The sequence below is a fragment of the Geobacillus sp. WSUCF-018B genome, assembly GCF_002809985.1.
Lineage (GTDB): Bacteria > Bacillota > Bacilli > Bacillales > Anoxybacillaceae > Geobacillus > Geobacillus thermophilus.
This window is the reverse complement of the sequence record NZ_PIJF01000053.1, coordinates 1-25,426: the sequence shown is the minus strand read 5'-3', so window position 1 is coordinate 25,426 and position 25,426 is coordinate 1. Positions and strand designations below refer to the sequence as shown.

Here is a 25,426-nt window from a genome sequence, read left to right as displayed (position 1 = left end):
CGATGTTTTACGGTTACAACGTTTCCTGTAACCAACTCCATACATCGAGTAGCAGTTATTGGAGTGCCTTTATTAAACGGTTTTCTCCACGCCTTTATTCTATCATACACAAAAGAAAAGGGGAACGCGCATTCCTCTCCCACTTACTCCCTTTGGTCGTTGAAGTGGGAGTCTCCTGCGCGAAATAGGATGAAATAGCCCCTTACACCGCCGGCATTCGCGAATTCTCGATCCCATTTTCAACGCTGAAGCCGTATTTGCGCCTGCGGCTCTGAACCTCCCGATGGCTAAAGCCACGGGGTTCTTGTGTACTATAGAGCTTCTTCCATACCTTCGCATGGATACTGACTCTACTTCCACAAGACTTTCATGGGCAAACACCTTACTGGTGCTTATCGCCCTGTGCGCCCGATTCAAGACGCTTTTTATCATTTAAATTCCCATGCTACTTACGACATATGGCTGAAGACGAAGTCGTTTGATTTCTTCATCATGCAGTCGAATAAATTGATCCCATCTCTCTAAACATTTGTTCCTATCTATTTCTTTTCGATTGTTTTTCACGTTCATGATTAAAAATGCGCTGTATAAATCTCGTTGTACTTTGTGTCCGTCTACTTCATGCCATCGTTGAGAAAGTGTTTTCTTGTTGTACTCATCGTTTTGATGGTCGTATTGACTTGCCTTGACGCTAAATGTGTCGATGTATTGAAGGGAATAGCCTTCATATTGCAGTTTTTGATTTAGTATGTTCAAAAACAAACTTGGCGCACGATTCGCAATGCTTTTCCCAAATCGTTTTTTCTTTTTGTATTTTCCGTTGGCATCGACTTTTGTTTCTTTTGCCTTTGCTTGAAGTGCTCTGAAATTCATTTTTTCTACTTGGATATGATGGCCTAATGTGATGATCCAATTAGCAAGCCGTTGATGATCTTGTTTACGTTTTTCAGCCATCTTTCTTTGCAACTCGGCTAGTTGTTGACGAGTTTTTAGATAATTTTTACTCCAAACCCATTTTTCCTTGTTGTCTTTTTTTATTGTTCCATCTTCATTGTATTTGTGTGGATTATTCGCCCGTCTTTGACGATCCAATTTTCGTTGAAGAACTCGCTTTTGCTTTTCTATGTTTTCGATGCTCGGCGCAAGAACGAACAACTTGACATTATTCATTGAACAAATAGCGATGGTTTGTGTTCCTATGTCGATGCCAACATCGCCTTGCCCTATTGGATGTTTTACTTCTCCTGTTTGACGGTTTATTTTCTTTGGCGGCACACCTTCAAGGGTGAGTTGGAGAAAATACTTGATTTTCCCCCTAATCCGTCTACGAACGATGCGACAATATTTTATACGGTCTTGTAGAGCCGTATGTGCATATATATCGTTTGAGCGAATTATAACAGGAATAGATAAACCATTCCAAAGCAAATGTTTGTTTTTGAAACGGATGCCTGTGCTATTTGTTTTTCCTTCTAATGAATCCATATCGTTGTATTTTTTAAAAGACACTTTTTTGGCATTGCCAAAGATTAGTTTTTCCATTGCCATACATGCTCTCGTAGCGATTTTTTGTGCGGTGTGTGAGTCGATGTGTTTCTTGAAATGGTGTTGCATTGGCTTAACAAAATCGTGCATAGCGTATTCATTGATTCCGTACTGCCGATATAACTCATTTAGCAAGTTGTTTCTTTCTTTTGATTTTGGTTGTTGGATTAGATGACGATACTGCTTATCGTGTTGTAGTTTTTTATACCGTTTCAGCAATTCGCCCAAACAAGCGTTGTATATTTTTCTGCCAATTTCAAAACGTTTCTCTAATATGTGCGCTTGCCATAATTCTGTTTTGAGTTTCAACGTCAGCACGTAGCTTTTGGTTTTTGTTTTCGCCAATGACACCACTTCCTTTATATTCCTTTATACGTTCTTTTGGTTTTCGATGTACTGTTTAACCGCTTCTTCTGAAATATGACCAATTGTGCAACAAAAATAACTTCGTGTCCATAGCGACGGTAGTCTGCTTTTTAACGAAGGATATTTTTCTCTTAGTATTCGACTACTTTTTCCTTTAAATGCTTGTATTAATTTATGGATATGCTGTCGTGGATCAAAAGAAATAAACATATGAACATGATCTGGCATAATTTCTAACGCTTTAATTTCAACATCATTTTCTTTCGCTACTTCATACAAAATCTCTTTTAAATCTTTTTCAATATCTCCAACTAATACTTTACGTCTATATTTTGGACAAAATATAACATGATATTGATTTAAATAAACAATTCCATTTTTATGAGTATACTTATCATTAGACATTAGATAAACACCTCCTATCTAATATTTATTATACAAAATATTAGATAGGAGTCAATTATCTAATATTTTTTGTTTCGTTTCATCCCAACGACTAAAGTCGTGGGCTTTCACGAAACGCATCCTGTAATTATTGGTTTATCAGCCGACATTCAGCTTCCGCTGATCGCTGGGCTGCGACCTTTACGCGTTTGAAGCGAGAGTCTTCTTTCGAAACGATGATCAACGTTGCGGAAAGGAGGCAGTTCCATTTTTAGATAAATATTGATATCATGAATGTAGAAATAGAAGAAGGGAGATGGGAATCGTGCTGCGATTCGTTTGGCTTGAAACGGAGGAAGAAGTGAGAAGCGCCTTTCCGGTGATGCGTGAGCTGCGCACCCATTTGGATGAGGAAACCTACACGGCGCTCGTGCGAGAAGCGCAAGAACAAGAAGGGTATAAGCTTGTGGCGTTATATGATCAGGACAAAATGGTTGCGGTTGTCGGATTCATGCCGATGATCACGCTCTATAACGGCCGTTTTATTTGGGTTTGCGATTTGGTCACGACATCAGCCGAACGTTCGAAAGGGTATGGAAAAGCGTTGTTGTCCTATGTGCACGAGTGGGCGAGGGAGCACGGCTACGGGATTGTCTCGCTGTCGTCCGGCCTGCAGCGGGTTGACGCCCATCGCTTCTATGAGGAAAAAATGGAATATCAAAAAGTGAGTTATGTGTTTTTGAAACGCTTATCGATTTGAATCCGACGGCGTCCGTTCAGCGGGCGCTTTTCATTTTGTGGTAGAAAGTTGTTCCACTTTTCATTATAATAAAAAATATATAACTCGTATTTTGGAATTAATATTCTGATATTCGGAACAGAGGGACAATGATGAATAAAACGGTCTTAAAAACAAAAGAACTGCTTGATTTGTTTCTCGACTGCGAACGGTTGACTTTGCCAGAGATGGTCGAACGGCTTCAGATGCCGAAAACATCGGTATACCGGATGGCGCAGTCGCTTGTCGCGCTTGGCTTTTTGCAAAAGCGGGGCGATCACTATGAACTCGGTTTGGCATTGTTGACGTTTGGGTCGCTCGTTGCCGAGCGGCTCGATATTCGTCGGGTGGCGCTGCCGGTGATGGAGCGGCTGAAAGAAGCGACGAACGAAGCGGTGAATCTTGTCATCCGCGACGGTGATGAGGCGCTCTATATTGAAAAAGTCGAGACGTCTGAGCCGGTGCGCGTCTATACGAAAGTCGGCCGGCGCGCGCCGCTGTACGCCGGCGCGTGCCCGCGCGCTTTGCTGGCCTTTATGGACGAAAAAGAGCAAGCACGCTATTTGGAACGAACAAAACTTGTCAAAATCGCCAAAAATACCGTAACGGACAAGCAGGCGTTGCGTCGGCAGTTGGAAGAAGATCGGAAACGGGGCTATACGGTCAGCTATTCTGAGCTGGAAAACTATTCGGCGGCTGTGGCTGTGCCGATTTTTAACCATGAAGGCGCGGCCATCGCCGGGCTGAGTGTCGCCGGCCCGGAACAGCGTTTTTTGCCGGATGATGTGGCGCGCATCGTTCCGTTGCTTCGGCAGGCGGCGATGGAGATTTCACGTGAACTTGGTTTTCAAGGAAAGGGATGGAAATGAACTATACGCTGTTTCCGTTATGTGAATATGCAGTGACCGTCCGGTTTGCCGATTATATCGATGAGACCGTAAATGATATCGTTCATGAGACAGCGGTTCGCCTAAAGAGAGAACGAAAAGAAGGGGTCAACGAAATTGTGCCGGCGTTTTCATCGCTTACCGTGTATTACGACCCGCTGGCGATTGGTTATGCGGACGTATGCCGGTGGCTGCGCGAAAAGGTCGAGTCGTCTGGACAGACGGACCGGCCTTTGGCGCGAACGGTTGTTATTCCTGTCTGCTATGGCGGTGAATTTGGGCCGGACTTACCAGAGGTCGCCCGCTTTCACGGGATATCGGAAGATGAGGTGGTTACGCTTCATTCGGCCGGCCGCTACCGTGTCTATATGATCGGGTTTTCGCCCGGGTTTGCGTATTTGGGGGGCTTGTCGCCGCGTTTGTCCACACCGAGGCGGGCGGTGCCGCGCACAAAAGTGCCCGCCGGTTCGGTCGGCATCGCCGGCGGGCAGACGGGCGTCTATCCGCTGGCGACGCCGGGCGGCTGGCAGCTGATCGGCCGGACGCCGCTCCGCGTATTTGACCCGCACCGGAAGGAGCCGAGCTTGCTTTCCGCCGGTGACATTGTTGAATTTCGGCCGATTGGCGCCGATGAATTTGCACGTTGGAGAGATGAACATGATTGAAGTCATGGAGGGCGGATTTTTTACGACCGTTCAAGACAGCGGGCGTTTCGGCTACCGGCATGCCGGGGTGCCGGTGGGCGGGGCGATGGACGCGTGGGCGTACCGCCTTGCCAATGCGCTTGTCGGCAACCATGGCGATGAGGCGGTGCTCGAGGCGACGATGGCCGGGCCGACGATTCGGTTTCACGCCGAAACGGTGATCGCCATATGCGGCGGCGAGTTCTCATGCGCGCTGAACGGGCAGCCGTTGGCGCTTTGGAAGCCGGCGGCCGTCAAGCCGGGCGATGTGTTGGAAATCGGGGCATGTCGAGTGGGATGGAGAGCGTATATGGCCGTAGCAGGTGGCATTGATGTTTCGCCTGTGATGGGCAGCCGTTCAACGTACGTCCCGGCGCAGCTTGGAGGTGTATCGGGCCGGCCGTTGCGGCGCGGGGATGTGTTGAAGATTGGGACGGCCGCTCTCATTTTCCCTTCAAAGCCGCTGCATTGGGGGCTCTCCCGGTTGGCCAGCCGTTATATCGGCGGAAAAACGAAAACGGTGCGCGCTGTCCCCGGCCCGGAGTATGGCGAGTTTACGCCGGACAGCCGCACTCAGTTGTTTGCCGCCTTCTATGAGGTGACGCCCCAATCCGACCGGATCGGCTATCGGCTTTCCGGCCCAACGTTGGCGCTTGTGCGCGAGCGGGAAATGGTCTCGGAAGCGGTCGTCTTCGGCACTGTGCAAGTGCCATCGTCCGGCCAACCGATCGTGTTGATGGCCGACAGCCAGACGACGGGCGGCTACCCGCGCATCGCCCAAGTGGCAGCGGTCGATTTGCCTTTGTTGGCGCAGGCGCGTCCCGGCGACCGTATCCAGTTTCGACCGATCGCGCCTGAGGAAGCGGTGCAGCTTTATATCGAACAACAGCGGCGGCTGGATCGGTGGATTGCCGCCATTCGCCGCCAATGGGGGGGAGAATAGTGAAAACGATTGATTTGAACTGTGATTTTGGTGAAAGTTTTGGCGTGTACCGGATTGGGCAGGAAGAGATCTTGTCGTATGTCACTTCCGTCAATATTGCCTGCGGGTTTCACGCCGGCGATCCGCTCGTCATGCGGCGGACGGTGCAGCTCGCCATCCAGCATGGCGTTGCCATCGGCGCCCACCCCGGTCTTCCTGATTTGCTCGGATTTGGGCGGCGGGCGATGGCGGTTTCGCCCGAAGAAGTGTATGCGTACGTTGTTTACCAGATCGGCGCACTTGCAGCCTTTGTCAAGGCGGAAGGCGGCGTGATGACGCATGTGAAGCCGCACGGCGCCTTGTACAATATGGCGGCGAAAGACGCGGCGTTGGCCGAAGCGATCGCCAAAGCGGTGCGCGATGTCGACCCGTCGCTTGTCTTGTATGGTTTGTCGGGGAGCGAGCTCATCCGCGCCGGACAAGCATACGGCTTGCGGACGGCGAGTGAAGTGTTCGCTGATCGCACCTACCAGGCAGACGGTTCGCTCACACCAAGGAGCGACCCGCAGGCTGTCATTGCCGATGAAGACGAAGCGGTCAAGCAAGTGCTCACGATGATCCGTGACCGGCGCGTCCGCTCGGTGCAAGGGACAGACGTGTCGATTGAAGCCGACACTGTCTGCCTGCACGGCGACAATGAGCAGGCGGTGCGGTTTGCCAAACGGCTGCGTGAAACGCTGCAAAAGGAAGGCGTCGCCATTGAGGCGATGCGGCAGGAGGAGAGACGATGAACAGGAAAGAAGGCAGATTAAGCGTACTCATTGGGGCTGTCTTTTTAATGGCCACATCCGCCATCGGCCCGGGATTTTTGACGCAAACGACCGTATTTACCGCTCAACTGGCGGCTAGCTTCGGGTTTGTCATTTTGCTTTCCATTTTGCTTGATATCGGCGCCCAAGCGAACATTTGGCGCATTATCGCCGTTTCCGAGCGGCGGGCGCAAGATATCGCCAACGCCGTGCTGCCCGGTCTCGGCTATGTGTTGGCGGCGTTTGTGCTCCTTGGCGGGCTTGCCTTTAACATTGGCAACATTGGCGGTGCCGGGCTTGGGTTCAACGTGCTGTTCGGCATGTCTCCAAAGACCGGGGCGATCGTGAGCGCCATCATCGCCATCGCCATTTTTCTCATCCGCGAAGCCGGCAAGGCGATGGACCGTTTTGCCCAACTGCTTGGGCTTGTCATGATCGCGCTGACGCTCTATGTTGTGTTTACAGCCAAGCCGCCGCTTGGTGAGGCGGCCGTTCGGGCGGTCGTTCCCGAAAAAATCGACTTTTTGGCCATTGTGACGCTCGTTGGTGGAACAGTCGGCGGGTATATTACGTTTGCCGGCGGTCATCGGCTGCTTGATGCCGGCATCAAAGGGAAAGACAGTTTGACGGAAGTGACGAAAAGTGCGGTTTCGGCGATCGGTGTCGCCTCGCTCATGCGCATTTTGCTGTTTTTGGCCGCGTTCGGCGTCGTTGCCCAAGGATTGACACTTGACCAAACCAATCCGCCAGCTTCGGTGTTCCGGCTCGCCGCTGGCGAAATCGGCTACCGCCTGTTCGGCATCGTTATGTGGGCGGCCGCCATTACGTCGGTGGTCGGCTCGGCCTACACATCGGTGTCGTTCATCCGCACGTTCCATCCTGTTTTGGACCGGTTCCATCGCTGGATCATTGTGTTGTTTATCTTCATCTCAACGGTCGTGTTTATCTCGATCGGCCGCCCGGTGAAAACGTTAATTTTAGCCGGAACGCTAAACGGGCTCATTCTCCCGCTGTCGCTTGGGGTGATGCTTGTCGCCGCCTATAGGCGGGACATCGTCGGCGACTATCGCCATCCGCTTTGGCTCACCGCGTTTGGCGCTATTGTCGTCGCCTTGATGGCATATATGGGCGTGTATACAGCCGCACAGCAGCTGCCGCAGCTGTTTCAATGAAATGAAAACTGTGATGCCTTTTGTCCGTTTCCAACATTTGCATTTCTCCGCCGTCCTTTTGTAATATAGAAACGGGTTCACGGAAGCGGCATTGCGGTCTTTATGGCCCAGTGCACCAAGGCCATAGCGGTGGGGAAAGGAGACAAACCGAACAATGGACGAGGCAACTATTAAGGTCATCGTGTTTGATCTCGATGGAACGCTGTACGAGGAAACAGAGCATTTTGACTATTACGCCGAACAGGTGGCTAAGCGGCTGAAGACAGCGGACCGGCCGCGGTTTTGGGACGACTACCGGGCGGTGCTGGCCGGGCGCCATCCGCTTCGCATCGGCACGGTGTACGATACAAAGGAAGATTTGATTTTGCAGCTTGAAGAAGGAGATGTTCGCGAAGTGCGCCGTTGGAGCGGCGAGCTGTTGCCGGCAGCCGACGTCAAAGCGGCCTACCCTAGGCCGGTGGCGATCGATTTGGATCGGTTTTTCAGCATCGGCGACCTTTGGTGGGTGCCGAGCTCGATTGGCCGCCATTACGGATTGGCCAATGCGGATACATATGCGGCGTTTTTGGAGACGCGCGAATGGATGATGGGGACGGAATTCCAGATGAATGGAGCGCCGGGGCTGGCTGAGACGCTTGCCCAGCTGCGTGAAAAAGCGGCGCTCGTGTTGATGACGAACAGCCCGGAGCCGGACAGTGAAGCGATTTTGCGAAAGCTGGGGCTGGCGGATGTATTCCATTATAAAATTTTCCAAGCCGCTAAGCCGGTTAAAACGGTTGCCCATTTGGAAGCGATTCGGGCGCGCTTTGGGGTTGAGTACAAGCAAATGCTCTGCGTCGGCGACAACATCGGCAATGACATCGCGCCGGCCCGCCGGCTCGGCTGCCGAACGATGTTGATTGACGCGTACGGTTTGGCGAAGCCGGGTGATGCCGACGTCATCGTCGCCTCCACGTCAGCGTGTGTGCCGGTGCTGCGCCGCCTGCTGTAGGCGGCGCATACCATTTTGTCTAAACTATTCAGAATATTATTGACATAAAAGGTGGAAGCATGTACAATGAAAAGTGTACATGCTAGCCAGACAATCAACGGTATGAATTGAAAGGCTTGGGCATATGGATGTTATTGCAACCGCTTTCTTTTGGGCGGTGGCTGCCGATTTGCAAAGCAGACAAAAAGAGGGGGGAACGGTTGGATGAATACGAGACATTACCCGTATTGGCCGAAACGGCTTTCGAAAACGTTGACCGTGCCGGAGACGACGCTTGTCGACCATTTGGAAACGACAGCGAAGCGCTATCCGAACAAAACAGCGATTTACTATTACGGCGCAGCATATTCGTACAAGCAGCTGCTTGATGACGTCAACGCGCTCGCCGGCTATCTCCAGCGAAAGCTGTCCGTCCAACCGGGCGACCGTGTGTTGTTGTACATGCAAAACTCTCCGCAGTTTGTCATCTCCTACTATGCCATTTTGCGCGCTGAAGCCATTGTCGTGCCGATCAACCCGATGAACACCTCAGATGAGCTTTCCTTTTATGTGAACGATTGTGAGACGAAAGTCGGCCTCGTTGGCCAAGAGCTGCTGGACAAAGCGACGCCGCTTCTCGGCCGGACACCGCTTGAACATCTTATCGTCGCCGCGTATTCCGATTATGCGTCCGATGATTCCCCGGTGTCGTTGCCGGCTGAAGTGGCGGCGCCGCGGCGGGCCATTGGGGATGAGCGCATTCTTTTATGGGCGGACTGCCTCGGCGCCCAATTGCCGCCGCTTCCATACAACGGCCATGTTGATGACATCGCCGTCTTGCCATACACATCCGGGACGACCGGGGTGCCAAAAGGCTGCATCCACCCGCACCGGACGGTGAACGCCAACATCGTCGGCGCCTATTATTGGGGCAACGTGACGAGCGATTCCGTCGCCTTGGCGACATTGCCGTTTTTCCATGTCACCGGGATGGTCCATAGCATGCATACGCCGATTTTCGCCGGCGCCGCCATGGTGTTGATGACGCGCTGGGATCGGGACGCGGCGGCCCGGCTGATTGAATTGCACCGCTGCACCCATTGGGTGAACATCAGCACGATGCTGATTGACTTTTTGGCCAACCCGGCGCTCGGTCGATACGATATTTCATCGCTTGCGAGCATTTCCGGCGGCGGGGCGGCGCTGCCGGAGGCGGTCGGGGAAAAATTGTTTCAGCTTACCGGCGTCCGCTACTTTGAAGGCTACGGGTTGTCCGAGACGATTTCGCAAACGCACTTCAACCCGCCGGACCGGCCGAAGCTGCAATGCCTTGGCGTGCCGGCCTTTGACGTCGATGCGCGCATCATCGACCCGGCGACCGGGAAGGAGCTCGGCCCAGGCGAAGTCGGGGAAATCGTCGTTTGTGGTCCGCAAGTGTTCCGCGGCTATTACCGGCGTGAAAAAGAAACGGAAGAAGCGTTCATCGAGCTCGACGGCAAACGGTTTTTCCGCACCGGCGACATCGGGCGGATGGATGAGGAAGGATACTTTTTCATCGTCGACCGCGTCAAACGGATGATCAACGCTTCCGGCTATAAAGTATGGCCGACTGAAGTCGAGTCGCTTTTGTACAAACATCCTGCTGTTCAGCAGGCGTGCGTCGTCGGCGTGCCGGACCCGCGCCGCGGCGAAACGGTGAAAGCATTTATCGTTCTTCATGACGAGTATGTCGGCAAAGTAACGGAAGAAGAGATCGTTGAATGGTCCAAAACGCAAATGGCGGCGTACAAATATCCGCGCCTCGTTGAATTCCGCTCGTCGCTGCCGATGACGTCAAGCGGCAAGCTGCTTTGGCGGAAATTGCAGGAAGAGGAATATGAAAAAGCGAGGAAAGGGGCGAACGCTTGATGACGAAAACAGTCGAAACGGTTTTAGGCCCGGCTCCGGTGGAACAACTTGGAAAAACGCTCATCCACGAACATTTCCTCTTCGGCTACCCGGGATTTCAAGGTGATGTGACGCATGGCCCATTTCATGAAGATGAAGCGCTTCGCGTTGCCGTTGAAGCGGCGGAAAAGATGAAGCGGCACGGCATTCAAACGGTTGTCGATCCGACGCCGAACGACTGCGGGCGCAACCCGGCGTTTTTGCGGCGCGTTGCCGAAGAAACAGGGCTGAACATCATTTGTGCGACCGGCTACTATTATGAAGGAGAAGGAGCGCCGCCGTACTTCCAATTCCGCCGGTTGCTCGGGACGGCGGAAGATGATATTTACGACATGTTTATGACCGAGCTGACCGAAGGCATTGCCGACACCGGAATCAAAGCCGGCGTTATCAAGCTCGCCTCAAGCAAAGGCCGCATCACCGAGTACGAAAAGATGTTCTTCCGCGCCGCCGCCCGCGCGCAAAAAGAGACGGGCGCGGTCATCATCACCCATACGCAAGAAGGGACGATGGGGCCGGAACAAGCCGCCTATTTGCTTGAGCACGGCGCCGACCCGGACAAAATCGTCATCGGCCATATGTGCGGCAACACCGACCCGGACTACCATCGCCGGACGCTTGAGTACGGTGTTTACATCGCCTTTGACCGCTTCGGCATTCAAGGGATGGTCGGCGCTCCAACGGATGAGGAACGGATTCGCACGCTTCTTGCCCTGCTTCGCGACGGATACGCAGACCGGATTATGCTTTCGCATGATACGGTCAACCTTTGGCTCGGCCGCCCGTTTGAACTGCCTGAGCCGTTTGCAGAAATGATGAAAAATTGGCATGTCGAGCACTTGTTTGTCAATGTGATTCCGGCGCTGAGAAAGGAAGGGATCGGCGACGAGGTGTTTGCGCAGCTGTTTGTGCGCAATCCAGCCGCCTTATTTTCCGCCTGACAGGGCCGTGAAGCGCCGAATTCAAAACCGCTGCCAGCCGGCTTTGCCCGGCCGACAGCGGTTTTTCGTTTGCCGTCCGTTTTTTGCCATCATTATGAATAATTTTCCTCATTTGTTGAACAATAAGGAAAGACATCAGCCGGGCGAAAGGAGGGAGAGAGGCGCTGGTGACAGAAAAACGACTTCTGTTCTTCTCACTGCTGGCCATCGCCTTATATGTGTCGCCGTACTTTGTACTCGGTGAAGATGCGCATATGCGCGTCCATGACAATTTGGATTCCAACATTGCCTGGTATAAAGTGCTCACCCGAAGCGGCGAACTGTTTGGACCGGTTGACGGAATCATCCCGCAAATCATTAACGGATTGCCGCGCAACGCGTTCGGGACGGAGTTCAGCGGCATCGTCTGGCTTCACGCTTTGTTTCCGTCCATTTACGCCTATGGGCTCAGCCAAGCCATCACCCGCGTGTTCGCGTTTGTCGGCATGTATCTTCTGCTGAAAAAGCATGTGCTGCCGGCCGGACGCTGGGGATGGATCCGCATCGGCGCTTCGTTGACGTTTGCCTTGACGCCGTTTTGGCCGTCGGGGATGTTGAGCACGCTCGGCATGCCGCTTGCGCTTTGGGCGTTTTTAAACATTCGGGGCGGGGAGCGTTCATGGGTGAATTGGGCGGTGTTGACGCTCTTGCCGCTTTACTCGAGCTTTGTGCTTGGCTTTTTCTTTTTCCTAAGCGCGCTTGGGATTTGGTGGCTCATTGATGTCATCCGCGGCAAGGGTTGGAATTGGCGGTTTTTGGCGGCCATCGTCTATATGACGGTGCTCTATTTGGCGGTCGACTACCGGCTTGTCCATTCGCTCTTGTTTTCCGATGAACCGACAAGCCGAGACGAATATTTCCACGCCCGCCTGCCGCTTTGGCGGGTGATCCGTCTGACGTTCAAAAACTATGTGCTCGGCCATACTCATGTGATGACGGTGCACGGGTTCGTCATTTTGCCGGTGACGCTCATCGCCTTGTACTTCGTGTGGAAGCGGAAGCGCTGGCGGCAGGAAATGCCGTTTCTTGTGCTGCACGTATTGAACTTCGCGTTGTCGACATGGTATGCATTTTGGTTTTACAAAGGATGGCTGCCGCTCACGGAACGGTTTGATTTGCTCGATAAGTTCAATTTCGCCCGCTATCATTTTTTGCGGCCGATGGTCATTTACGTTTTGTTTGCGATGGCGCTGAAAATTATTTGGCAGGAAGGACGGCGGTGGCGGGCGGTCAGCGCGGCGGCGATCGCTTTGCAGCTGTTGGTGCTTGTCTTGCACAATGAGGAAATCGTCTACCGCAACAAGCCGTCATTTCGCGAATTTTACGCTGAGAAGCAATTTGCCGCCATCCGCGAGTATATCGGCCGTCCCGTCCATACATACCGCGTCGCCAGCATCGGCATCCACCCGGCGATCGCCCAGTACAACGGTTTTTACACGCTTGATACGTACAACAACTTTTACCCGTTGGAATACAAACACCGGTTCCGCCGCATTATCGCCAAGGAGCTGGAAAAAAACAAAAAGCTGCGCGAGTATTTTGACGAATGGGGCGGGCGCTGCTACCTTTTTGTCGACGAACTCGGCAAACATTATATGTTCAAGAAAACGTCGAAGCGGACGATCCGCCATCTTGAATTGAACACAAAAGCGTTTTACGCCATGGGCGGGCGTTATATTTTCTCGGCGTTGCCGATTGAAAACGCAAGCGACAACGCGTTGCATCTTGAGCGTGTGTTTCGCTCGGACGAATCTGCTTGGACGATTTACTTATACAAGGTCGCATGGAAAGGGGGAACGTGAGATGTCCGAACCGGTAGTAGCCATCGTCGTGCCGTGTTACAACGAAGAAGAGGTGCTCCCAGAGACGATCCGCCGCTTGCAGGCGCTGCGCGGCGAACTTGTTGAGGAAAAAATGATTTCGCCCAAAAGTGCGCTCTTGTTCGTGGATGACGGAAGCCATGACGATACATGGAAAATCATTTACAAGGCGAGCTTGCGCCATCCGGAAGTGAAAGGGCTGAAACTGGCGCGCAACGCTGGGCATCAAAACGCGTTGCTGGCCGGTCTGTTTGCGGCAAAAACACACGCCGACTGCTTGATTTCGATCGATGCCGATTTGCAAGATGATTTGTCGGCCATTCGCGAATTTGTGCAAAAGTTTCGCGAAGGGTATGACATCGTTTACGGCGTGCGCCGGCGTCGCGATACGGATACGTGGTTTAAACGCCATACCGCCCAAGGATTTTATCGGTTAATGAAGATGTTTGGCGTTGATCTCGTGTATAACCATGCCGACTACCGTCTGATGAGCCGGCGCGCGGTCGAGGCGCTCGAACAGTTCGGGGAAGTGAACTTGTTTTTGCGCGGCATCGTTCCGCTTCTAGGTTTTCGCTCGGCGGCCGTCTATTACGACCGGAAAGAACGGCTGGCCGGAAAAACAAAATACCCGTTAAAAAAAATGATCGCTTTTGCGCTCGACGGGGTCACATCGTTTAGCGTCACCCCGATTCGCTTTATTTCGCTCATCGGCTTTCTCTCGTTTGTCGTCAGCCTCATCTTCGGCGCCTATTTTCTCTTTTTAAAGTGGGCTGGACATACCGAGACGGGATGGACGTCGCTCATTACCTCGATTTGGCTGCTAGGGGGGCTGCAGCTCATCGCCCTTGGGCTGATCGGGGAATACGTTGGAAAAATTTATAAGGAAACGAAACGGCGGCCGCGCTACATCGTCGATTTGGATTTATGGAACTGGCCACTGCCGCAGCGGCTGTCGCCATCGGCTTCGTCCGAGGAGGCGGAAGCGGCGAAGCGGCTGCAGCCATAAGGAAACGGCAGGCGTGCACAAGCGCGCCGTTTTTCTTTGTCTTGCAATTCTAAAAAAGAAAGAGTAGACTGATGGATGGGAATGATATGGTGGATTGGCGGGGGATGCAGAGAAGGCGGTCTTTCGCCGGCTGGCAAAGGCTGTTTGTCGAGAAAGGGGAGGGTAAGCGATGGCCGATTGGCGTGAATGGGCGGAACTGCGCGAGCGGGTGAGAGAGGCCAATCCGCTCGTCCACAATATGACGAATGTCGTCGTGACGAATTTTACGGCGAACGGATTGCTGGCGCTTGGCGCTTCGCCGGTGATGGCGTATGCGAAAGAGGAAGTGGCAGAGATGGCGAAGCTTGCCGGCGCGCTCGTATTGAACATCGGGACGCTGAACGCTGAGGAAGTAGAGGCGATGTTGATCGCCGGCCGGGCGGCGAACGAAGCCGGTGTGCCGGTGGTGTTCGACCCGGTCGGAGCCGGGGCCACGCGCTATCGAACGGAGACGGCGCGCCGCATCGCCGAACAGGTGAAGCTTGCAGCGGTCCGCGGCAATGCGGCGGAAATCGCCAATATGATCGGCGAGATGTGGGCGATTAAAGGCGTCGACGCCGGGGAAGGAAGCGGCGATGCCGCGGCTTTGGCGAAGCGGGCGGCGGCCAAGCTTGGCACCGTTGTGATCATCACCGGAAAGGACGATGTCGTCACGGACGGAAACACGACGTATTTGGTTCACAACGGCCACCCGCTGTTGACGAAAGTGACCGGGACGGGCTGTTTGTTGACGTCGGTGATTGGGGCGTTTGCCGCTGTTGAGCGTGATATGGTGAAGGCAGCGGTGGCGGCGCTCGCCTATTATGGCGTCGCGGCGGAGCGGGCGGCTGCAGAAGCTGGGGAGCGCAGTCCGGGCCGTTTTCAGTCGTTGTTTCTAGACGCGTTGGCGCACACAAGCGCCGATGATGTGAAGCGTGACGGACAGGTCGAACAACGGTAAAAGGAGAGGGGAGCCACATGGTATTCAAAGCGTTGACGATTGCTGGTTCGGACAGCGGCGGCGGCGCCGGCATTCAAGCGGATCTCAAAACGTTTCAAGAGCTTGGCGTGTTTGGCATGTCAGCGATCACAGCGGTGACGGCGCAAAATACGCTTGGCGTGCAAGGCGTCTTTCCGCTGTCGGCGGAGGCGGTCGCCGCCCAGATCGAATCGGTGGCCGCTGATTTAGGCGCCGATGCGGTGAAAACCGGCATGCTTTTTAGCGCCGATATCATCTGCACGGTGGCTGAACAGGTGAAAAAACACGGCTGGAAGCGGCTTGTCGTCGATCCGGTGATGATCGCGAAAGGCGGCGCCCCGTTGCTGCAAGAAGAGGCGGTGGCGGCGCTGAAAGAAGAACTGTTGCCGCTGGCGCTTGTCATTACGCCGAACATTCCGGAAGCGGAAGCGCTGACCGGCACGGCCATCCGCACGATGGATGACCGCCGCGAAGCGGCGCGCCGTCTGCACCGGATGGGCGCCCGCTACGTCGTGATTAAAGGCGGCCATGATGACGACGGCGAGGAAACGGTCGATTTGCTGTATAATGGAGACGGATTTTCGTATTTTAAAAGCAAGCGGATCGACACGCGCCATACGCACGGGACCGGTTGTACGTTCGCGGCGGCGATTGCGGCTGAACTGGCGAAAGGGCGCCACCCCGCTGATGCTGTGGCAACGGCGAAGGCGTTTGTACAATCGGCGATTGCCCATCCGCTCGGCATCGGCCAAGGCCACGGGCCGACGAACCATTGGGCGTATCGGCAATATGGGGAGTGAGACGGGTGGCGCGCATCACAAGCGAAGAAATGAAAGAGCGGTTGGCGGTGTACTTTATTATGGGAACCCCAAACAGTGAGAAGCCGGCGGAGCAGGTGCTCGAGGAAGCGCTTGACGGCGGCGTGACGCTGTTTCAATTTCGCGAAAAAGGACCGGGCGCTTTCAAAGGGGAAGACAAAGCGGCGCTCGCCCAAAGATTGCAGCGTCTTTGCCGCACTTATGGCGTGCCGTTTATCGTCAACGATGACGTCGAGCTGGCTATGGCCATCGATGCCGACGGTGTCCACGTCGGCCAAGATGATGAAGACGCGCGGCGCGTGCGGGAGAAAATCGGTGATAAAATTTTAGGCGTTTCCGCCCACAACGTCGAAGAAGCGATGGCGGCGATGGCGGCAGGGGCTGATTACATCGGCGTCGGCCCGATTTATCCAACCCGCTCAAAGGATGATGCGAACGAAGCGCAAGGCCCCGATATTCTTCGCCGCCTCCGCGAAGCGGGGATTACGATTCCGATTGTCGCCATCGGCGGCATTACGGCTGACAATGCAAGAGAGGTGATGGAGGCCGGAGCGGACGGGGTGTCGGTCATCAGCGCCATCGCGTCATCTCCGTCGCCTAAAGCCGCCGCTTCTCGTTTATTGGAGGCGGTGCGGGCTGCCCGTGTGAAACGGTGACCATCAAACAGACAAGACAAAAGGGTGTCCTGTTCGCAGGACACCCTTTTTGCGTCTTAAGAAGCCGTCTGCCGCCACCTCGGCCACCGCCATTCAAGCAGCGGCCGCACGAGCCGGACGACCGGCCGGCTGCCGAGAACGAGCATAACGGCGACCGACAGCGCGAGCAGAAGCGGATAGCCGTGCACATCCATAATAAAATCCGTAAACGGCGTTTCGTGCAAATATTTTAAAATAAACCCGTGCAAGATATAGATGTAAAACGTGCGCGCCCCAAGCACGGAAAACGAGAAGCGCCGGCTCGGGATGAGCGACAGAAAGCCAAACATCATGAGCAGGCTCGCCCCATAAATGGCAAGGCGGCTCGCCGCGCCGGCCGGCTCCGACACGCCGAGCGTATCGTATGACTTTGAGCCGTACAACCAGTCTTGCGGCAAGTCTGGAAACCCGAAATGAATAAGCACAAACATGCCAGTCAGCACAAACAGCGAAGCGACGCGCACCGGTGCGGCAAACAGGCGCTCGATCGCCGGCTTTGGCGTGAAAAACCCGAGCAAAAAGAACGGGAAAAACGTGAGCGTTCTTGACAAGCTCAGCCATTTTTCCGCTTCCATCATCCCGCCGGCCAAGCCGAGAAGAAGCGCCATCGGCAGCGCGATCCGCTTCGGCAGCCGGCCGAACCATAACAGCAGCACGTTCCAGCTGAACAGGCTGAGCAAAAACCATAGGCTCCAATGCGGGGTCAACAAGTCAAGTTCCAACGACTGTTTGTCGTACAGGAAGAAGTAGTAGACCGAGTACAGCAGCTGGAACAGAACGTACGGAATGAGCAGCTTTTTCGTAATTTTTTGCAAGTAGCCGTGTTCATAGAACTTTTTGGCGAAATAGCCGGAAATGAAAATGAACGCCGGCATATGGAAAAAGAAAATCCACGTATACAAGCTGTGCACCCATAAGACGCCGTCAATGTACGGGCGCAGAAAGTGGCCAAACACGACAAGGAGCATCAACGCACACTTCGCGTTGTCAAAATAATAGTCCCGCTCCTTCACAGTGTTTCCTCCTTTCTAACACATCAATTCGAATCATACTTCTTCTTTTTGGGGGAGTCAACCGCAGAAACATGCCGCTGCCGGAAAGCGGCTGTCCATGCAACAGTTTGACAAAGAAAGGTGATGATTGGGTGAAAAACGACCGCCGCGAAACGGACGATATGACGCAGTTATTGCAAATCATCAACGCCAAAGGGGACGAAGGGGAATTGAACGCCATCGTCTGCAACGATGAATTGTTTTGGAAAAGCTTGCGGGCGCAGGCGGAAGACAGTGCAAAAGGAGGCGAATAAGAAATGGAGTTGCTGCGGGCGAAACGGATCGCCGAGGCCGGGGAGATCGTCCCGGTGACGTATGAAGGAAAACGGGTGATCATTCAGCACGTCGATGAAGGGCGGGAAATGGCGCGCATTTATTTTGCTGATGAGCCGGAACGCGAGCAAGACGTACCGGTGCGCCTGCTTGAAGAGCTGTAGGCGCCGGGCAAGTTGTCGTTGTTTTGTCAAGGGAAAGCCGATGACACTCCTTGTTCGAATATGATATAATAACGAAAGAAATGACGCTTGAACATTGGAGTGAGCAATATGAACATCGGGTTTGGAGAAATTGCGCTCATCGTCTTTTTCGCATTGCTCATTTTCGGGCCGAAAAAGCTGCCGGAGTTAGGGCAAGCGGCTGGAAAAACGCTGCGTGAATTCAAAAACGCGACAAAGGGCATCATTGACGACGACGAGGCGACAAAAGCGCAAAAATAAGAGGTTGGGCGAGAGCCTAGCCTCTTATTTTTTGCTTTGTCGGCCATTGTTCTCTCGCCGCAAAAAAAAAGACAAGCTCTGCTGACAAGCGCCATATACATATACGGAGGTGCGTTCGTTCGTTGCAATCAGCCGGTGGCGGAGGGGAGTCATGATGATCAAAAAAATGGCGGCGGTGATCGTCGGCAGCCTGTTGCTTGGCGTTGGCATCAACGTCTTTTTAGTTCCTCACCATTTGCTTGATGGGGGAATGATCGGGCTCGGATTGATCGCCAAATATGTCTGGAACGTGCAAGCCGGATTGACGATGATCGTCTTGAGCGTTCCGCTTTACGTGGCGGCTTGGTTTTACTACCGCCCGTTTTTTTACAACAGTTTGCACGGTCTTTTGTTTTCCTCTTGGATGATTGACGTATTGTCGGTGTTGCGCGGCGTGGTGGCGCTCGATCCATTGTGGAGTGCCATGATCGGCGGAATCTTGGTTGGTGCAGGCATCGGGTTGATGCTGCGTGAGGAGACAAGCACGGGCGGCACCGACTTGCTCGCCCAGTTTATCGCGCGGCTGACGAACTGGAACGTTGGGATCGTTATTTTTGTGATTGATGCGTGCATCATTTCAGCTGGAAGCTTGATCATCGACTCCGTGCCCTTTGTTCATTCGCTTGTCGTCGTCACGGTTGTCGGGGCGGTGACAACGATGTTGACGCACGAAAAAACGATGGGGGTGTAATCCAGTCCCCACCGTTTTTTCATGGCCATTCCCCGCCTGTCCGCTGTCATGATCAAGACGGAAAGGGAGGCGGTTATGGAACTTGAGCGTTCGAGCCTGCAACGCTTCGTTGAGATGGCGTCATTCCGTTGCAACGGGCGGCATGCAGGCTGTTCCAGATGGAAGGCGGGCGCTTGTTCACGGTTTCGCCAGCTCGAGGGCACGATAGACGTTGATAAGTCCGTAGCCATAATACGGATCTTTTCCTCTCTCGCCTAAGTCATCAGCGCTTTCGAGAATAATGTCGCGCACTTCATCGTTCGAAAGCCGCGGGTTGACGGAGCGGATCAAAGCGGCGAGTGCGGTGACGTGCGGCGCGGCCATCGACGTGCCGGAAAGGGCGGCGTACCGGTGGCCGGCAAACGTGCTGGCAATGTTCGTCCCGGGCGCCACCACATCGATGTACTCGCCATAATTGGAATACAAAGCGTAGGATAGATCCGGGTCGACGGCCCCGACGCTGATCACTTCTGGATACGCGGCCGGAAAGCTCGGCTGTGATGTGCTGTCGTTGCCGGAAGCGGCGACAAGCACGACATCATGGGCGGCGGCGTAGCGGATCGCCTCTTCAAGCACCGAGGACGGTTGGTAGTTGCCAAGGCTTAAATTGATGACCTTTGCCCCGTGGTCGACCGCCCAGCGGATGCCTTTCGCCACGTCGATGCTCGTTCCATAGCCGTCCGCATTTAATGCTTTGACGGCCATGATCGGGTTGAACCATGTTATGCCGGCGACTCCTTCGTCGTTGTTCGGCTGTGAGGCGATAATGCCAGCGACATGGGTGCCATGGCCATTTTCGTCATTCGGAGAGCGGTCGTCGGCCAATACGTTGTATCCGGGACCAAGGCGGCGGATTAAATCGGGATGGGTCAAATCGACCCCGCTGTCAATGATGGCGACAGGCACGGTTTGTTTGCCGCGCGACAACGTCCAGCCGGCTTCGGTATGAATGGCCGGCAAATTCCATTGGTAGCGGGCGTAAAACGAATCGTTCGGGATCAGCGCCGGCTTGTTCCACTCATTTTGCATGTAAATGTAGTGCGGTTCGCAATAATCAACCATCGGAAGGGATCGGAAATAGCGGCGTATCTCTTCGTACGTTTGCCCGCGCGAACGGAATACAAACACGTGGTCGACCTGCTTGATGAGCTGGCCGGCGATGGCTGCCTCCATTTGTTGAAGACGGCTTTCCGATGGCAATGCCCGAAAGCGGACGACGATCTCATTGGCGAAATAATGGCTTCGGTCACCGCGGCGATTATGGAGGATTTCCCGAATGCGCGGGTGCTTGTTCAACTGCTGTTTCAGCTGTTCGCCTGCGCTTAAGCTGTCTAAGGCGACAACGGTTGGATGGGTGGGTGCGACCTCGGCGTCAAACGGCTTCAGCCGTGGTGGAGCCGGGGCGTTTTCTTCTAGAGCCGGTCGCCCCAAGGCGGCTGCGGCAACGAGTAGAGCAACAACCGCGCTGGTCGCGGCCCATATTCGGTATCGGCGTTTCACGCTGTTCACCTCCTTGTTGTTAGGATGGGCGAATGGAGGGCAAATCATGAAAATGGGATTCCACTTGCAGCGGGCGAATCCCATTTGTGCGTTCAGCGGCCGGCTGATTGCAACACTTGCTGCGCCGTTTGCATATCGACGCGCAGCTGCTCTTGGACGTTGGTCGGATGATAGTATCCTTTGTTGATCATGTATTGGCTAATTTGCTCGTGAAACGCAATCGCGTCATTTAACTTCCCTCCGAAAGAAGTCTCCTACTTCTAAACGTGAAGGTGCGCCAGCGAATATGGCTAGAACGGACACCTTCGGAACGAAGGGAAGCGTAAAGGGTTCTTGTGTGTGGCTTACCGTTCGGCGAACACGCACAAGTCGCTTGAAGCCCCCACCTCCAAGCGAAGCGTAGGTGGTGGGTAGTTCACATGTTGCTTCAGCGTATTGCGCACTTCCGGGGTTGTTGCTTCGGCAATGGCCATTGCGCACGCTTTGATCGCACTTTTCGCCCCAATGAGATAGTCGGCGGCGATCATTTGATCATTGAATACGCCGGTCGGCGTCATCGTTGCCTGCATCGTTGTCCCTCCTCCGTTCGTTACGATAATAAGTTTTGCAAGTCGCGGATGTGCTGCTCTGTTTTTTGCATGTCTTGTTGAATGAGCGATTTCAGCTGCGGGTCGCTCGCCATTAGACTATTTGTTGTCGCACACGTCGTGCTGATCGCTTTTGGGGATGTTTTCCTTGCAATGACGTTCCTCGGATTGTCCACACTAACGGACAAGGAGGGACAATCGATGAACGAAACGTGTTTCTATTGCCAATGCGAGTGCGACGACAACGTGCATTACGTCTCGTTCCATGCGAACGATGAAGAACGCGAGGAAGCGCTTTGTCCGGAATGTTACCAAGAATGGCTGCAGGGCATGAAAGGCTAAAAAACCGCACCGGTTCGGTTACGGTGCGGTTTTTTCTGCGAGCGGAGGGGTGGTGACGACATCGGACAAGTCGCTCTCTTCGTCATAAGAACGATACACGGCTGCTTTGGTCCGCGGAGCGTGAAGCGACAACGATAAAATGCGCTCGTTCCCGTTGTGGGCGACTTTTGTTTCCATCCTCAGCGCCGCATCCGCCAGTGTCAGCGAGTAAAAGCGGTACGTCAAACCGAGCCAAGTGCGCTCGGACCGGACGGTGTCCGGATGATGGCGGATCAGCTCCGCCAGCTCGGCAAACGAATGGTTTTCCCGCTGAAGCCATTCGCGAATGGCGGCTGCCGTCTGTTCCAGCAAATGTTTCCATGACGGTGTCATCGACATCATCCTTTTTTACATCCAGCATGCCCATTTTCGCCCTTTGTTATGCGGGCAGGCGGATGGAAAACGTCGTCATGTCTTCATCGGATGAACAGCGGATATCTCCGCCATGGTCTTCAATCACTTTTTTGCAAATGTACAACCCGATGCCGGTTCCGAGTTTTTTCGTCGTAAAAAACGGCTCGAAAATCGTTTCCACAATGTCGGCCGGAATGGACGGACCGTTGTTGGCGATTTCGATGATGGTGCTTCCGTCTTGGCAACGGGCGGCGATGTTGATCCGCCGCGGTTTTTCCCTCTCTTTCAACGCTTCGATCGAGTTGAGCAAAATATTTACCAGCACCTGGCGCAGCTGATCTTTATAGGCAAATATATGTATGGATTCATCGATCGCCACCGAAAGGTCGACATCGCTGTCGACGATCGTGGCGTATAAAAACTCGATAATTTCCTCCAACAGCTGGCAAAGCGAAAACGTTTCCTTTTCGCTTTCAACAATTTCTTTGCGTGAGGCATGCAAAAATTGCGAAATGCGAAATTTCAGCTGCTGCAACTCATGGTCGATAATGTCTAAATAAGGAAGATGCGGATGCTCAAACTTCAATAATTGAATAAAACCAATAATAGCCGTAAGCGGATTGCGAAACTCATGGACAAAACTCGATGACATTTGTCCGAGCAGCGTCAGCCGGTCTTGATGCGATCTGGCAATGAGCGCATTTTTCTCATGCAGCTCCTTTTCTTTTAACTCATTGTATTTGGTGACCGCATGAAACAAAAACTGGTCAAACAACTCGTTCATATGGTCAATGAGCGGGGCGAGCTCATCGACGGACAGCGGTGCGGCCAACGCATGGTTGATGATCAGGCGCCGTCCCAAGTTTACGTTGTAAACAAGGGCGCCGATGCCGGCGTTCATCTCCGCCCGTTCTTTGGCGATTTTGTTCGCCAGCCGTTCAACCATCTCGCCGGGCCGCGACTGCAGCAGCGCCTCTTTGACCAAGGTGAACACCGCCAAGCCGTTTTGTTCGACACAGTCGATATATTTGTCATCGTCGGCAATTTTCATTTGCTGCCGCCAATAGGCGAGGAAGTCCGGCAAATGGGTTTCCAAATGGGTGACAAGCTGCTGTGCGGCAGATGCCAACAAAGCCACCTCGCTTTCTGTCGTTTATTTTTATTATAATTGGGAACATCGAACTAGAACAGAGGGAAAATGGCTGCATATCCGAGAAAACTAGTTTCCTTCCGCGAAAAAGGCGGGTGGTTTGAACAAAAACGGAAAAATCATTTATAATGAATGGGACGAACAAATATTTTGCAAAAGGTTGGGGACGATCGTGAAATTGTATGACTCGATTTTAGATTTGATCGGTGGCACGCCGATCGTGAAGCTCAACCGTCTCCCGGATCGGGAGGGAGCGGACGTATATATAAAACTCGAATCGTTCAACCCAGGCGGCAGCGTCAAAGATCGGCCGGCTTGGGAAATGATCCGCCGGGCAGAGGCGGAAGGGAAAATTACGCCTGGAAAAAGCACGATCATCGAACCGACGTCCGGCAACACCGGCATCGGGTTGGCCATGGTGTGCGCCGCCCGCGGGTATCGCTGCATCATCACGATGCCCGACAATGCGACGGTGGAGCGGGTGAAAATTTTAAAGGCGTACGGAGCCGAAGTTTATTTGACGCCGGCGGAGAAGCGGATGCAAGGGGCAATTGATGAAGCGAACCGGCTGGCTGGCGAAATCCCTGACAGCTTCATTCCGATGCAGTTTGAAAATTCGGCCAATCCGGATGCGCATCGCCATACAACGGCGGTGGAAATTTACGAGGCGTTTGATGGGCGGCTCGATGCGTTCGTGCTCACCGCCGGCACCGGCGGGACGGTGACGGGAACAGGGGAGGAACTGAAAAAGCGCATTCCAAATTTGCGCATTTACGTCGTTGAACCGTACGGTTCGCCGGTGTTGTCGGGCGGGAAGCCGGGGCCGCACAAAATTCCCGGCACGGGTCCGGGGTTTATCCCGAAAATTTTAAACCGCTCGATTTACGATGACATTTTTTTGATCAAAGATGAGGATGCCCAGCAAATGGCGCGCCAACTGGCGGCCAAGGAAGGCATTTTGGTCGGCGCCTCAGCGGCGGCGAGCGCTTATTACGCCATCAAAGTGGCAAAACAGCTCCCGAAAGGCGCCCGCGTCCTTTGCATGGCGCCCGATTCCGGCGAGCGGTATTTGTCATCCGATTTATTCGCCGATTAAGCGGACGTCGATCGACGAAAAAAGCGAGGATTTCTTGCCTTTCATTGGGAAGTGAAGCATTCCTCTCTGCAAAACAAAGAGGAATGCTTTTGTTTGATCGTTTGCCGGTGTGGAGAACAAAAAAACCGACCGGTCGTTCTTGATGAAGGATGACAATCGGCTTTCTTTCTGGTTCCTTGGCGCATGCGTTGAGCGCCTCAGCGGGGAGTGCGGTGAATCGTTGCTGTTCTTTTGGCAGATCGAACGAGCGCAGCGCTGCGTCATGGTCGGAATGATAAAAACAGTGACGGATTTCATGAACCATTTCGAATTCCTCCATCGATGACGGCAGGAACGCTTGTGGAGATGGGCCGGCAATTGCCGGTGATGTTGCTGACAGCGTTCATCGCTTTGGCGCCGGGGGGTATGGATCAAATGGGGATTTTGGCGCGGGAAGCGCATGCCGATCTTGCTGTTGTGACAAGTTATCAAATGTTCCGCATTTTTTTCATTTTGCTTGTCGTTCCGCCGGTGCTGAAAAAATGGTTTGCCGCCCGCTGGTTTCGATCGATTGAACGATGGGTCATGCCGTCTGCGTCAATCCAAAAGAAAGGGCTGTGACAAGAAACAAATATATGCTAAACTAGAAAGAAAAAGGAGCATTCCCGTTAGGAGCTTTTCCGGGGACTTGATCAAAAAAAGCCCTCTTGGTATGATGCAGGGGTGTCAAACACATCACTCACCATACCAAGGAGGACTTCAGATGAATTGTACACAAAACTATAAAATTGATCAAGTCACCGAACAAACGCTTGTCGTGGGCATCGATATCGCGAAACGAACCCACTACGCCTGCTTCGTGGATGACCGGGGGCGTGTGCTTCGCAAATCGTTCCCGATCTTCCAGTCGAAAGAGGGCTTTCGCCAGCTGTATGAAGCGATTCAGGAGGCGATGCAAGCGTTCGGGAAGTCAGAGGTGATCGTCGCGGTGGAGCCGACCGGGCACTACTGGTTGAACCTGGCCTACTTCCTCGAGGAGCACGGGATCCCGTTGGTCATGGTC

At 53.5% G+C, this 25,426-nt stretch carries 30 protein-coding genes and 1 pseudogene; 22 read left to right on the top strand and 9 right to left on the bottom strand.

The features are described from left to right. Nucleotides 1–432 precede the first annotated feature (432 nt). Together CV944_RS13890 and tnpA are read right to left on the bottom strand one after the other, a co-directional pair. Nucleotides 433–1,896: a transposase gene (locus CV944_RS13890; protein ID WP_227412724.1), complete on the bottom strand. Its 1,464-nt coding sequence runs from the start codon at nt 1,894–1,896 to the stop codon at nt 433–435. A gap of 18 nt (nt 1,897–1,914) precedes the next feature. After that, nucleotides 1,915–2,316 carry an IS200/IS605 family transposase gene (gene tnpA, locus CV944_RS13885; RefSeq protein ID WP_044743973.1) on the bottom strand — a complete coding sequence of 134 codons (402 nt, stop codon included), beginning with the start codon at nt 2,314–2,316 and terminating at the stop codon, nt 1,915–1,917. A gap of 295 nt (nt 2,317–2,611) precedes the next feature. Here tnpA and CV944_RS13880 point away from each other — a divergent pair, with 295 nt between their 5' ends. From CV944_RS13880 to thiE, 14 genes are all read left to right on the top strand, one after another. Next, on the top strand, nt 2,612–3,055 hold the full coding sequence (locus CV944_RS13880) for a GNAT family N-acetyltransferase (protein ID WP_100659940.1): 444 nt from the start codon (nt 2,612–2,614) through the stop codon (nt 3,053–3,055). A gap of 131 nt (nt 3,056–3,186) precedes the next feature. Further along, nucleotides 3,187–3,942, top strand: a complete 756-nt coding sequence (locus CV944_RS13875) for an IclR family transcriptional regulator (protein WP_033017487.1) — start codon at nt 3,187–3,189, stop codon at nt 3,940–3,942. Beyond that, nucleotides 3,933–4,625, top strand: coding sequence for a 5-oxoprolinase subunit PxpB (pxpB, locus tag CV944_RS13870; RefSeq protein WP_171698010.1), 693 nt, complete (start codon nt 3,933–3,935; stop codon nt 4,623–4,625). The genes CV944_RS13875 and pxpB overlap by 10 nt, the downstream gene beginning before the upstream one ends. Continuing rightward, complete coding sequence (locus tag CV944_RS13865) at nt 4,618–5,586, top strand: 5-oxoprolinase subunit C family protein (RefSeq protein ID WP_100664365.1); 969 nt, start codon at nt 4,618–4,620, stop codon at nt 5,584–5,586. The genes pxpB and CV944_RS13865 overlap by 8 nt, the downstream gene beginning before the upstream one ends. Beyond that, the gene (locus tag CV944_RS13860) at nt 5,586–6,356 is read left to right on the top strand and encodes a 5-oxoprolinase subunit PxpA (RefSeq protein WP_033009291.1); all 771 of its coding nucleotides are present in this window, start codon (nt 5,586–5,588) and stop codon (nt 6,354–6,356) included. The genes CV944_RS13865 and CV944_RS13860 overlap by 1 nt, the downstream gene beginning before the upstream one ends. Beyond that, nucleotides 6,353–7,546 (top strand): NRAMP family divalent metal transporter, encoded by a 1,194-nt coding sequence (locus CV944_RS13855; RefSeq protein ID WP_033009290.1) that lies wholly within the window; start codon nt 6,353–6,355, stop codon nt 7,544–7,546. The genes CV944_RS13860 and CV944_RS13855 overlap by 4 nt, the downstream gene beginning before the upstream one ends. Nucleotides 7,547–7,700: 154 nt before the next feature. Continuing rightward, nucleotides 7,701–8,537: an HAD family hydrolase gene (locus tag CV944_RS13850; protein ID WP_100659941.1), complete on the top strand. Its 837-nt coding sequence runs from the start codon at nt 7,701–7,703 to the stop codon at nt 8,535–8,537. Between the two features lie 204 nt (nt 8,538–8,741). Next, nucleotides 8,742–10,424, top strand: coding sequence for a long-chain fatty acid--CoA ligase (locus CV944_RS13845; protein ID WP_100664364.1), 1,683 nt, complete (start codon nt 8,742–8,744; stop codon nt 10,422–10,424). Next, nucleotides 10,424–11,404, top strand: a complete 981-nt coding sequence (locus CV944_RS13840) for a phosphotriesterase family protein (RefSeq protein WP_094238610.1) — start codon at nt 10,424–10,426, stop codon at nt 11,402–11,404. The genes CV944_RS13845 and CV944_RS13840 overlap by 1 nt, the downstream gene beginning before the upstream one ends. Before the next feature lie 167 nt (nt 11,405–11,571). Further along, on the top strand, nt 11,572–13,245 hold the full coding sequence (locus CV944_RS13835; protein ID WP_232722146.1) for a DUF6044 family protein: 1,674 nt from the start codon (nt 11,572–11,574) through the stop codon (nt 13,243–13,245). A 1-nt stretch (nt 13,246) separates the two neighbouring features. Further along, a complete protein-coding gene (locus tag CV944_RS13830; RefSeq protein ID WP_100659943.1) occupies nt 13,247–14,269 on the top strand; it encodes a glycosyltransferase family 2 protein in 1,023 nt (340 codons plus the stop codon). Nucleotides 14,270–14,438: 169 nt separating this feature from the next. Further along, complete coding sequence (gene thiM / locus CV944_RS13825; RefSeq protein ID WP_047818275.1) at nt 14,439–15,248, top strand: hydroxyethylthiazole kinase; 810 nt, start codon at nt 14,439–14,441, stop codon at nt 15,246–15,248. Between the two features lie 17 nt (nt 15,249–15,265). Then, entirely contained in the window at nt 15,266–16,066 is an 801-nt protein-coding gene (gene thiD / locus CV944_RS13820; RefSeq protein WP_100664363.1) for a bifunctional hydroxymethylpyrimidine kinase/phosphomethylpyrimidine kinase, read from the top strand. Nucleotides 16,067–16,071: 5 nt separating this feature from the next. After that, a complete protein-coding gene (gene thiE, locus CV944_RS13815) occupies nt 16,072–16,740 on the top strand; it encodes a thiamine phosphate synthase (protein ID WP_033009275.1) in 669 nt (222 codons plus the stop codon). A gap of 56 nt (nt 16,741–16,796) precedes the next feature. Here thiE and CV944_RS13810 read toward each other — a convergent pair whose 3' ends face one another. Then, on the bottom strand, nt 16,797–17,792 hold the full coding sequence (locus tag CV944_RS13810) for an acyltransferase family protein (RefSeq protein ID WP_100664362.1): 996 nt from the start codon (nt 17,790–17,792) through the stop codon (nt 16,797–16,799). A 71-nt stretch (nt 17,793–17,863) separates the two neighbouring features. On the opposite strand from CV944_RS13810, the gene CV944_RS13805 reads away from it, so the two are divergent. The 4 genes from CV944_RS13805 (at nt 17,864) to CV944_RS13790 (ending at nt 19,277) form a co-directional block, all read left to right on the top strand. Next, the gene (locus CV944_RS13805) at nt 17,864–18,085 is read left to right on the top strand and encodes a hypothetical protein (protein WP_033015364.1); all 222 of its coding nucleotides are present in this window, start codon (nt 17,864–17,866) and stop codon (nt 18,083–18,085) included. Nucleotides 18,086–18,088: 3 nt separating this feature from the next. Continuing rightward, on the top strand, nt 18,089–18,268 hold the full coding sequence (locus tag CV944_RS13800) for an H-type small acid-soluble spore protein (RefSeq protein ID WP_044743955.1): 180 nt from the start codon (nt 18,089–18,091) through the stop codon (nt 18,266–18,268). Between the two features lie 108 nt (nt 18,269–18,376). Further along, nucleotides 18,377–18,547, top strand: a complete 171-nt coding sequence (locus tag CV944_RS13795) for a twin-arginine translocase TatA/TatE family subunit (RefSeq protein WP_020959661.1) — start codon at nt 18,377–18,379, stop codon at nt 18,545–18,547. A gap of 154 nt (nt 18,548–18,701) precedes the next feature. Continuing rightward, the gene (locus CV944_RS13790; RefSeq protein WP_100659944.1) at nt 18,702–19,277 is read left to right on the top strand and encodes a YitT family protein; all 576 of its coding nucleotides are present in this window, start codon (nt 18,702–18,704) and stop codon (nt 19,275–19,277) included. Between the two features lie 177 nt (nt 19,278–19,454). On the opposite strand, the gene CV944_RS13785 is transcribed toward CV944_RS13790, so the two are convergent. The 3 genes and pseudogenes from CV944_RS13785 to CV944_RS13775 all read right to left on the bottom strand — a co-directional run bounded on the left by CV944_RS13785 (nt 19,455) and on the right by CV944_RS13775 (nt 21,385). Continuing rightward, nucleotides 19,455–20,816 carry a S8 family peptidase gene (locus CV944_RS13785; protein WP_100664361.1) on the bottom strand — a complete coding sequence of 454 codons (1,362 nt, stop codon included), beginning with the start codon at nt 20,814–20,816 and terminating at the stop codon, nt 19,455–19,457. 92 nt (nt 20,817–20,908) lie between these two features. After that, a pseudogene (locus CV944_RS13780) lies at nt 20,909–21,049 on the bottom strand (spore coat protein); the annotation flags it as partial. A 111-nt stretch (nt 21,050–21,160) separates the two neighbouring features. Further along, the gene (locus CV944_RS13775) at nt 21,161–21,385 is read right to left on the bottom strand and encodes a spore coat protein (RefSeq protein ID WP_015374703.1); all 225 of its coding nucleotides are present in this window, start codon (nt 21,383–21,385) and stop codon (nt 21,161–21,163) included. A 219-nt stretch (nt 21,386–21,604) separates the two neighbouring features. Here CV944_RS13775 and CV944_RS17510 point away from each other — a divergent pair, with 219 nt between their 5' ends. Then, complete coding sequence (locus CV944_RS17510; protein ID WP_015374705.1) at nt 21,605–21,745, top strand: hypothetical protein; 141 nt, start codon at nt 21,605–21,607, stop codon at nt 21,743–21,745. A gap of 18 nt (nt 21,746–21,763) precedes the next feature. Here CV944_RS17510 and CV944_RS13770 read toward each other — a convergent pair whose 3' ends face one another. Both CV944_RS13770 and CV944_RS13765 read right to left on the bottom strand, forming a co-directional pair. Further along, on the bottom strand, nt 21,764–22,117 hold the full coding sequence (locus tag CV944_RS13770; protein ID WP_033006776.1) for a hypothetical protein: 354 nt from the start codon (nt 22,115–22,117) through the stop codon (nt 21,764–21,766). 46 nt (nt 22,118–22,163) lie between these two features. After that, nucleotides 22,164–23,267, bottom strand: coding sequence for a histidine kinase N-terminal domain-containing protein (locus CV944_RS13765; RefSeq protein ID WP_033006779.1), 1,104 nt, complete (start codon nt 23,265–23,267; stop codon nt 22,164–22,166). 193 nt (nt 23,268–23,460) lie between these two features. On the opposite strand from CV944_RS13765, the gene cysK reads away from it, so the two are divergent. Further along, a complete protein-coding gene (gene cysK / locus CV944_RS13755; RefSeq protein WP_033009303.1) occupies nt 23,461–24,384 on the top strand; it encodes a cysteine synthase A in 924 nt (307 codons plus the stop codon). Here cysK and CV944_RS17340 read toward each other — a convergent pair. Then, the gene (locus tag CV944_RS17340) at nt 24,370–24,681 is read right to left on the bottom strand and encodes a hypothetical protein (RefSeq protein ID WP_033015338.1); all 312 of its coding nucleotides are present in this window, start codon (nt 24,679–24,681) and stop codon (nt 24,370–24,372) included. The genes cysK and CV944_RS17340 overlap by 15 nt on opposite strands. On the opposite strand from CV944_RS17340, the gene CV944_RS17905 reads away from it, so the two are divergent. Both CV944_RS17905 and CV944_RS13740 read left to right on the top strand, forming a co-directional pair. After that, nucleotides 24,616–24,984 carry an AbrB family transcriptional regulator gene (locus CV944_RS17905; protein WP_255408636.1) on the top strand — a complete coding sequence of 123 codons (369 nt, stop codon included), beginning with the start codon at nt 24,616–24,618 and terminating at the stop codon, nt 24,982–24,984. The genes CV944_RS17340 and CV944_RS17905 overlap by 66 nt on opposite strands. A gap of 142 nt (nt 24,985–25,126) precedes the next feature. Continuing rightward, the coding region (locus tag CV944_RS13740; protein WP_145994830.1) for an IS110 family transposase at nt 25,127–25,426 on the top strand (300 nt) is incomplete at its 3' end.

What these genes read in the sequence shown, in the direction of transcription:
- tnpA (WP_044743973.1), bottom strand. Translation starts at nt 2,316, where the DNA reads ATGTCTAATGATAAGTATACTCATAAAAATGGAATTGTTTATTTAAAT.
- CV944_RS13880 (WP_100659940.1), top strand. Translation starts at nt 2,612, where the DNA reads ATGGGAATCGTGCTGCGATTCGTTTGGCTTGAAACGGAGGAAGAAGTG.
- CV944_RS13875 (WP_033017487.1), top strand. Translation starts at nt 3,187, where the DNA reads ATGAATAAAACGGTCTTAAAAACAAAAGAACTGCTTGATTTGTTTCTC.
- pxpB (WP_171698010.1), top strand. Translation starts at nt 3,933, where the DNA reads ATGGAAATGAACTATACGCTGTTTCCGTTATGTGAATATGCAGTGACC.
- CV944_RS13865 (WP_100664365.1), top strand. Translation starts at nt 4,618, where the DNA reads ATGATTGAAGTCATGGAGGGCGGATTTTTTACGACCGTTCAAGACAGC.
- CV944_RS13855 (WP_033009290.1), top strand. Translation starts at nt 6,353, where the DNA reads ATGAACAGGAAAGAAGGCAGATTAAGCGTACTCATTGGGGCTGTCTTT.
- CV944_RS13850 (WP_100659941.1), top strand. Translation starts at nt 7,701, where the DNA reads ATGGACGAGGCAACTATTAAGGTCATCGTGTTTGATCTCGATGGAACG.
- CV944_RS13845 (WP_100664364.1), top strand. Translation starts at nt 8,742, where the DNA reads ATGAATACGAGACATTACCCGTATTGGCCGAAACGGCTTTCGAAAACG.
- CV944_RS13840 (WP_094238610.1), top strand. Translation starts at nt 10,424, where the DNA reads ATGACGAAAACAGTCGAAACGGTTTTAGGCCCGGCTCCGGTGGAACAA.
- CV944_RS13830 (WP_100659943.1), top strand. Translation starts at nt 13,247, where the DNA reads ATGTCCGAACCGGTAGTAGCCATCGTCGTGCCGTGTTACAACGAAGAA.
- thiM (WP_047818275.1), top strand. Translation starts at nt 14,439, where the DNA reads ATGGCCGATTGGCGTGAATGGGCGGAACTGCGCGAGCGGGTGAGAGAG.
- thiD (WP_100664363.1), top strand. Translation starts at nt 15,266, where the DNA reads ATGGTATTCAAAGCGTTGACGATTGCTGGTTCGGACAGCGGCGGCGGC.
- CV944_RS13805 (WP_033015364.1), top strand. Translation starts at nt 17,864, where the DNA reads ATGCCGCTGCCGGAAAGCGGCTGTCCATGCAACAGTTTGACAAAGAAA.
- CV944_RS13800 (WP_044743955.1), top strand. Translation starts at nt 18,089, where the DNA reads ATGGAGTTGCTGCGGGCGAAACGGATCGCCGAGGCCGGGGAGATCGTC.
- CV944_RS13795 (WP_020959661.1), top strand. Translation starts at nt 18,377, where the DNA reads ATGAACATCGGGTTTGGAGAAATTGCGCTCATCGTCTTTTTCGCATTG.
- CV944_RS13790 (WP_100659944.1), top strand. Translation starts at nt 18,702, where the DNA reads ATGATCAAAAAAATGGCGGCGGTGATCGTCGGCAGCCTGTTGCTTGGC.
- CV944_RS13775 (WP_015374703.1), bottom strand. Translation starts at nt 21,385, where the DNA reads ATGCAGGCAACGATGACGCCGACCGGCGTATTCAATGATCAAATGATC.
- CV944_RS17510 (WP_015374705.1), top strand. Translation starts at nt 21,605, where the DNA reads ATGAACGAAACGTGTTTCTATTGCCAATGCGAGTGCGACGACAACGTG.
- CV944_RS13770 (WP_033006776.1), bottom strand. Translation starts at nt 22,117, where the DNA reads ATGACACCGTCATGGAAACATTTGCTGGAACAGACGGCAGCCGCCATT.
- CV944_RS17340 (WP_033015338.1), bottom strand. Translation starts at nt 24,681, where the DNA reads ATGAAATCCGTCACTGTTTTTATCATTCCGACCATGACGCAGCGCTGC.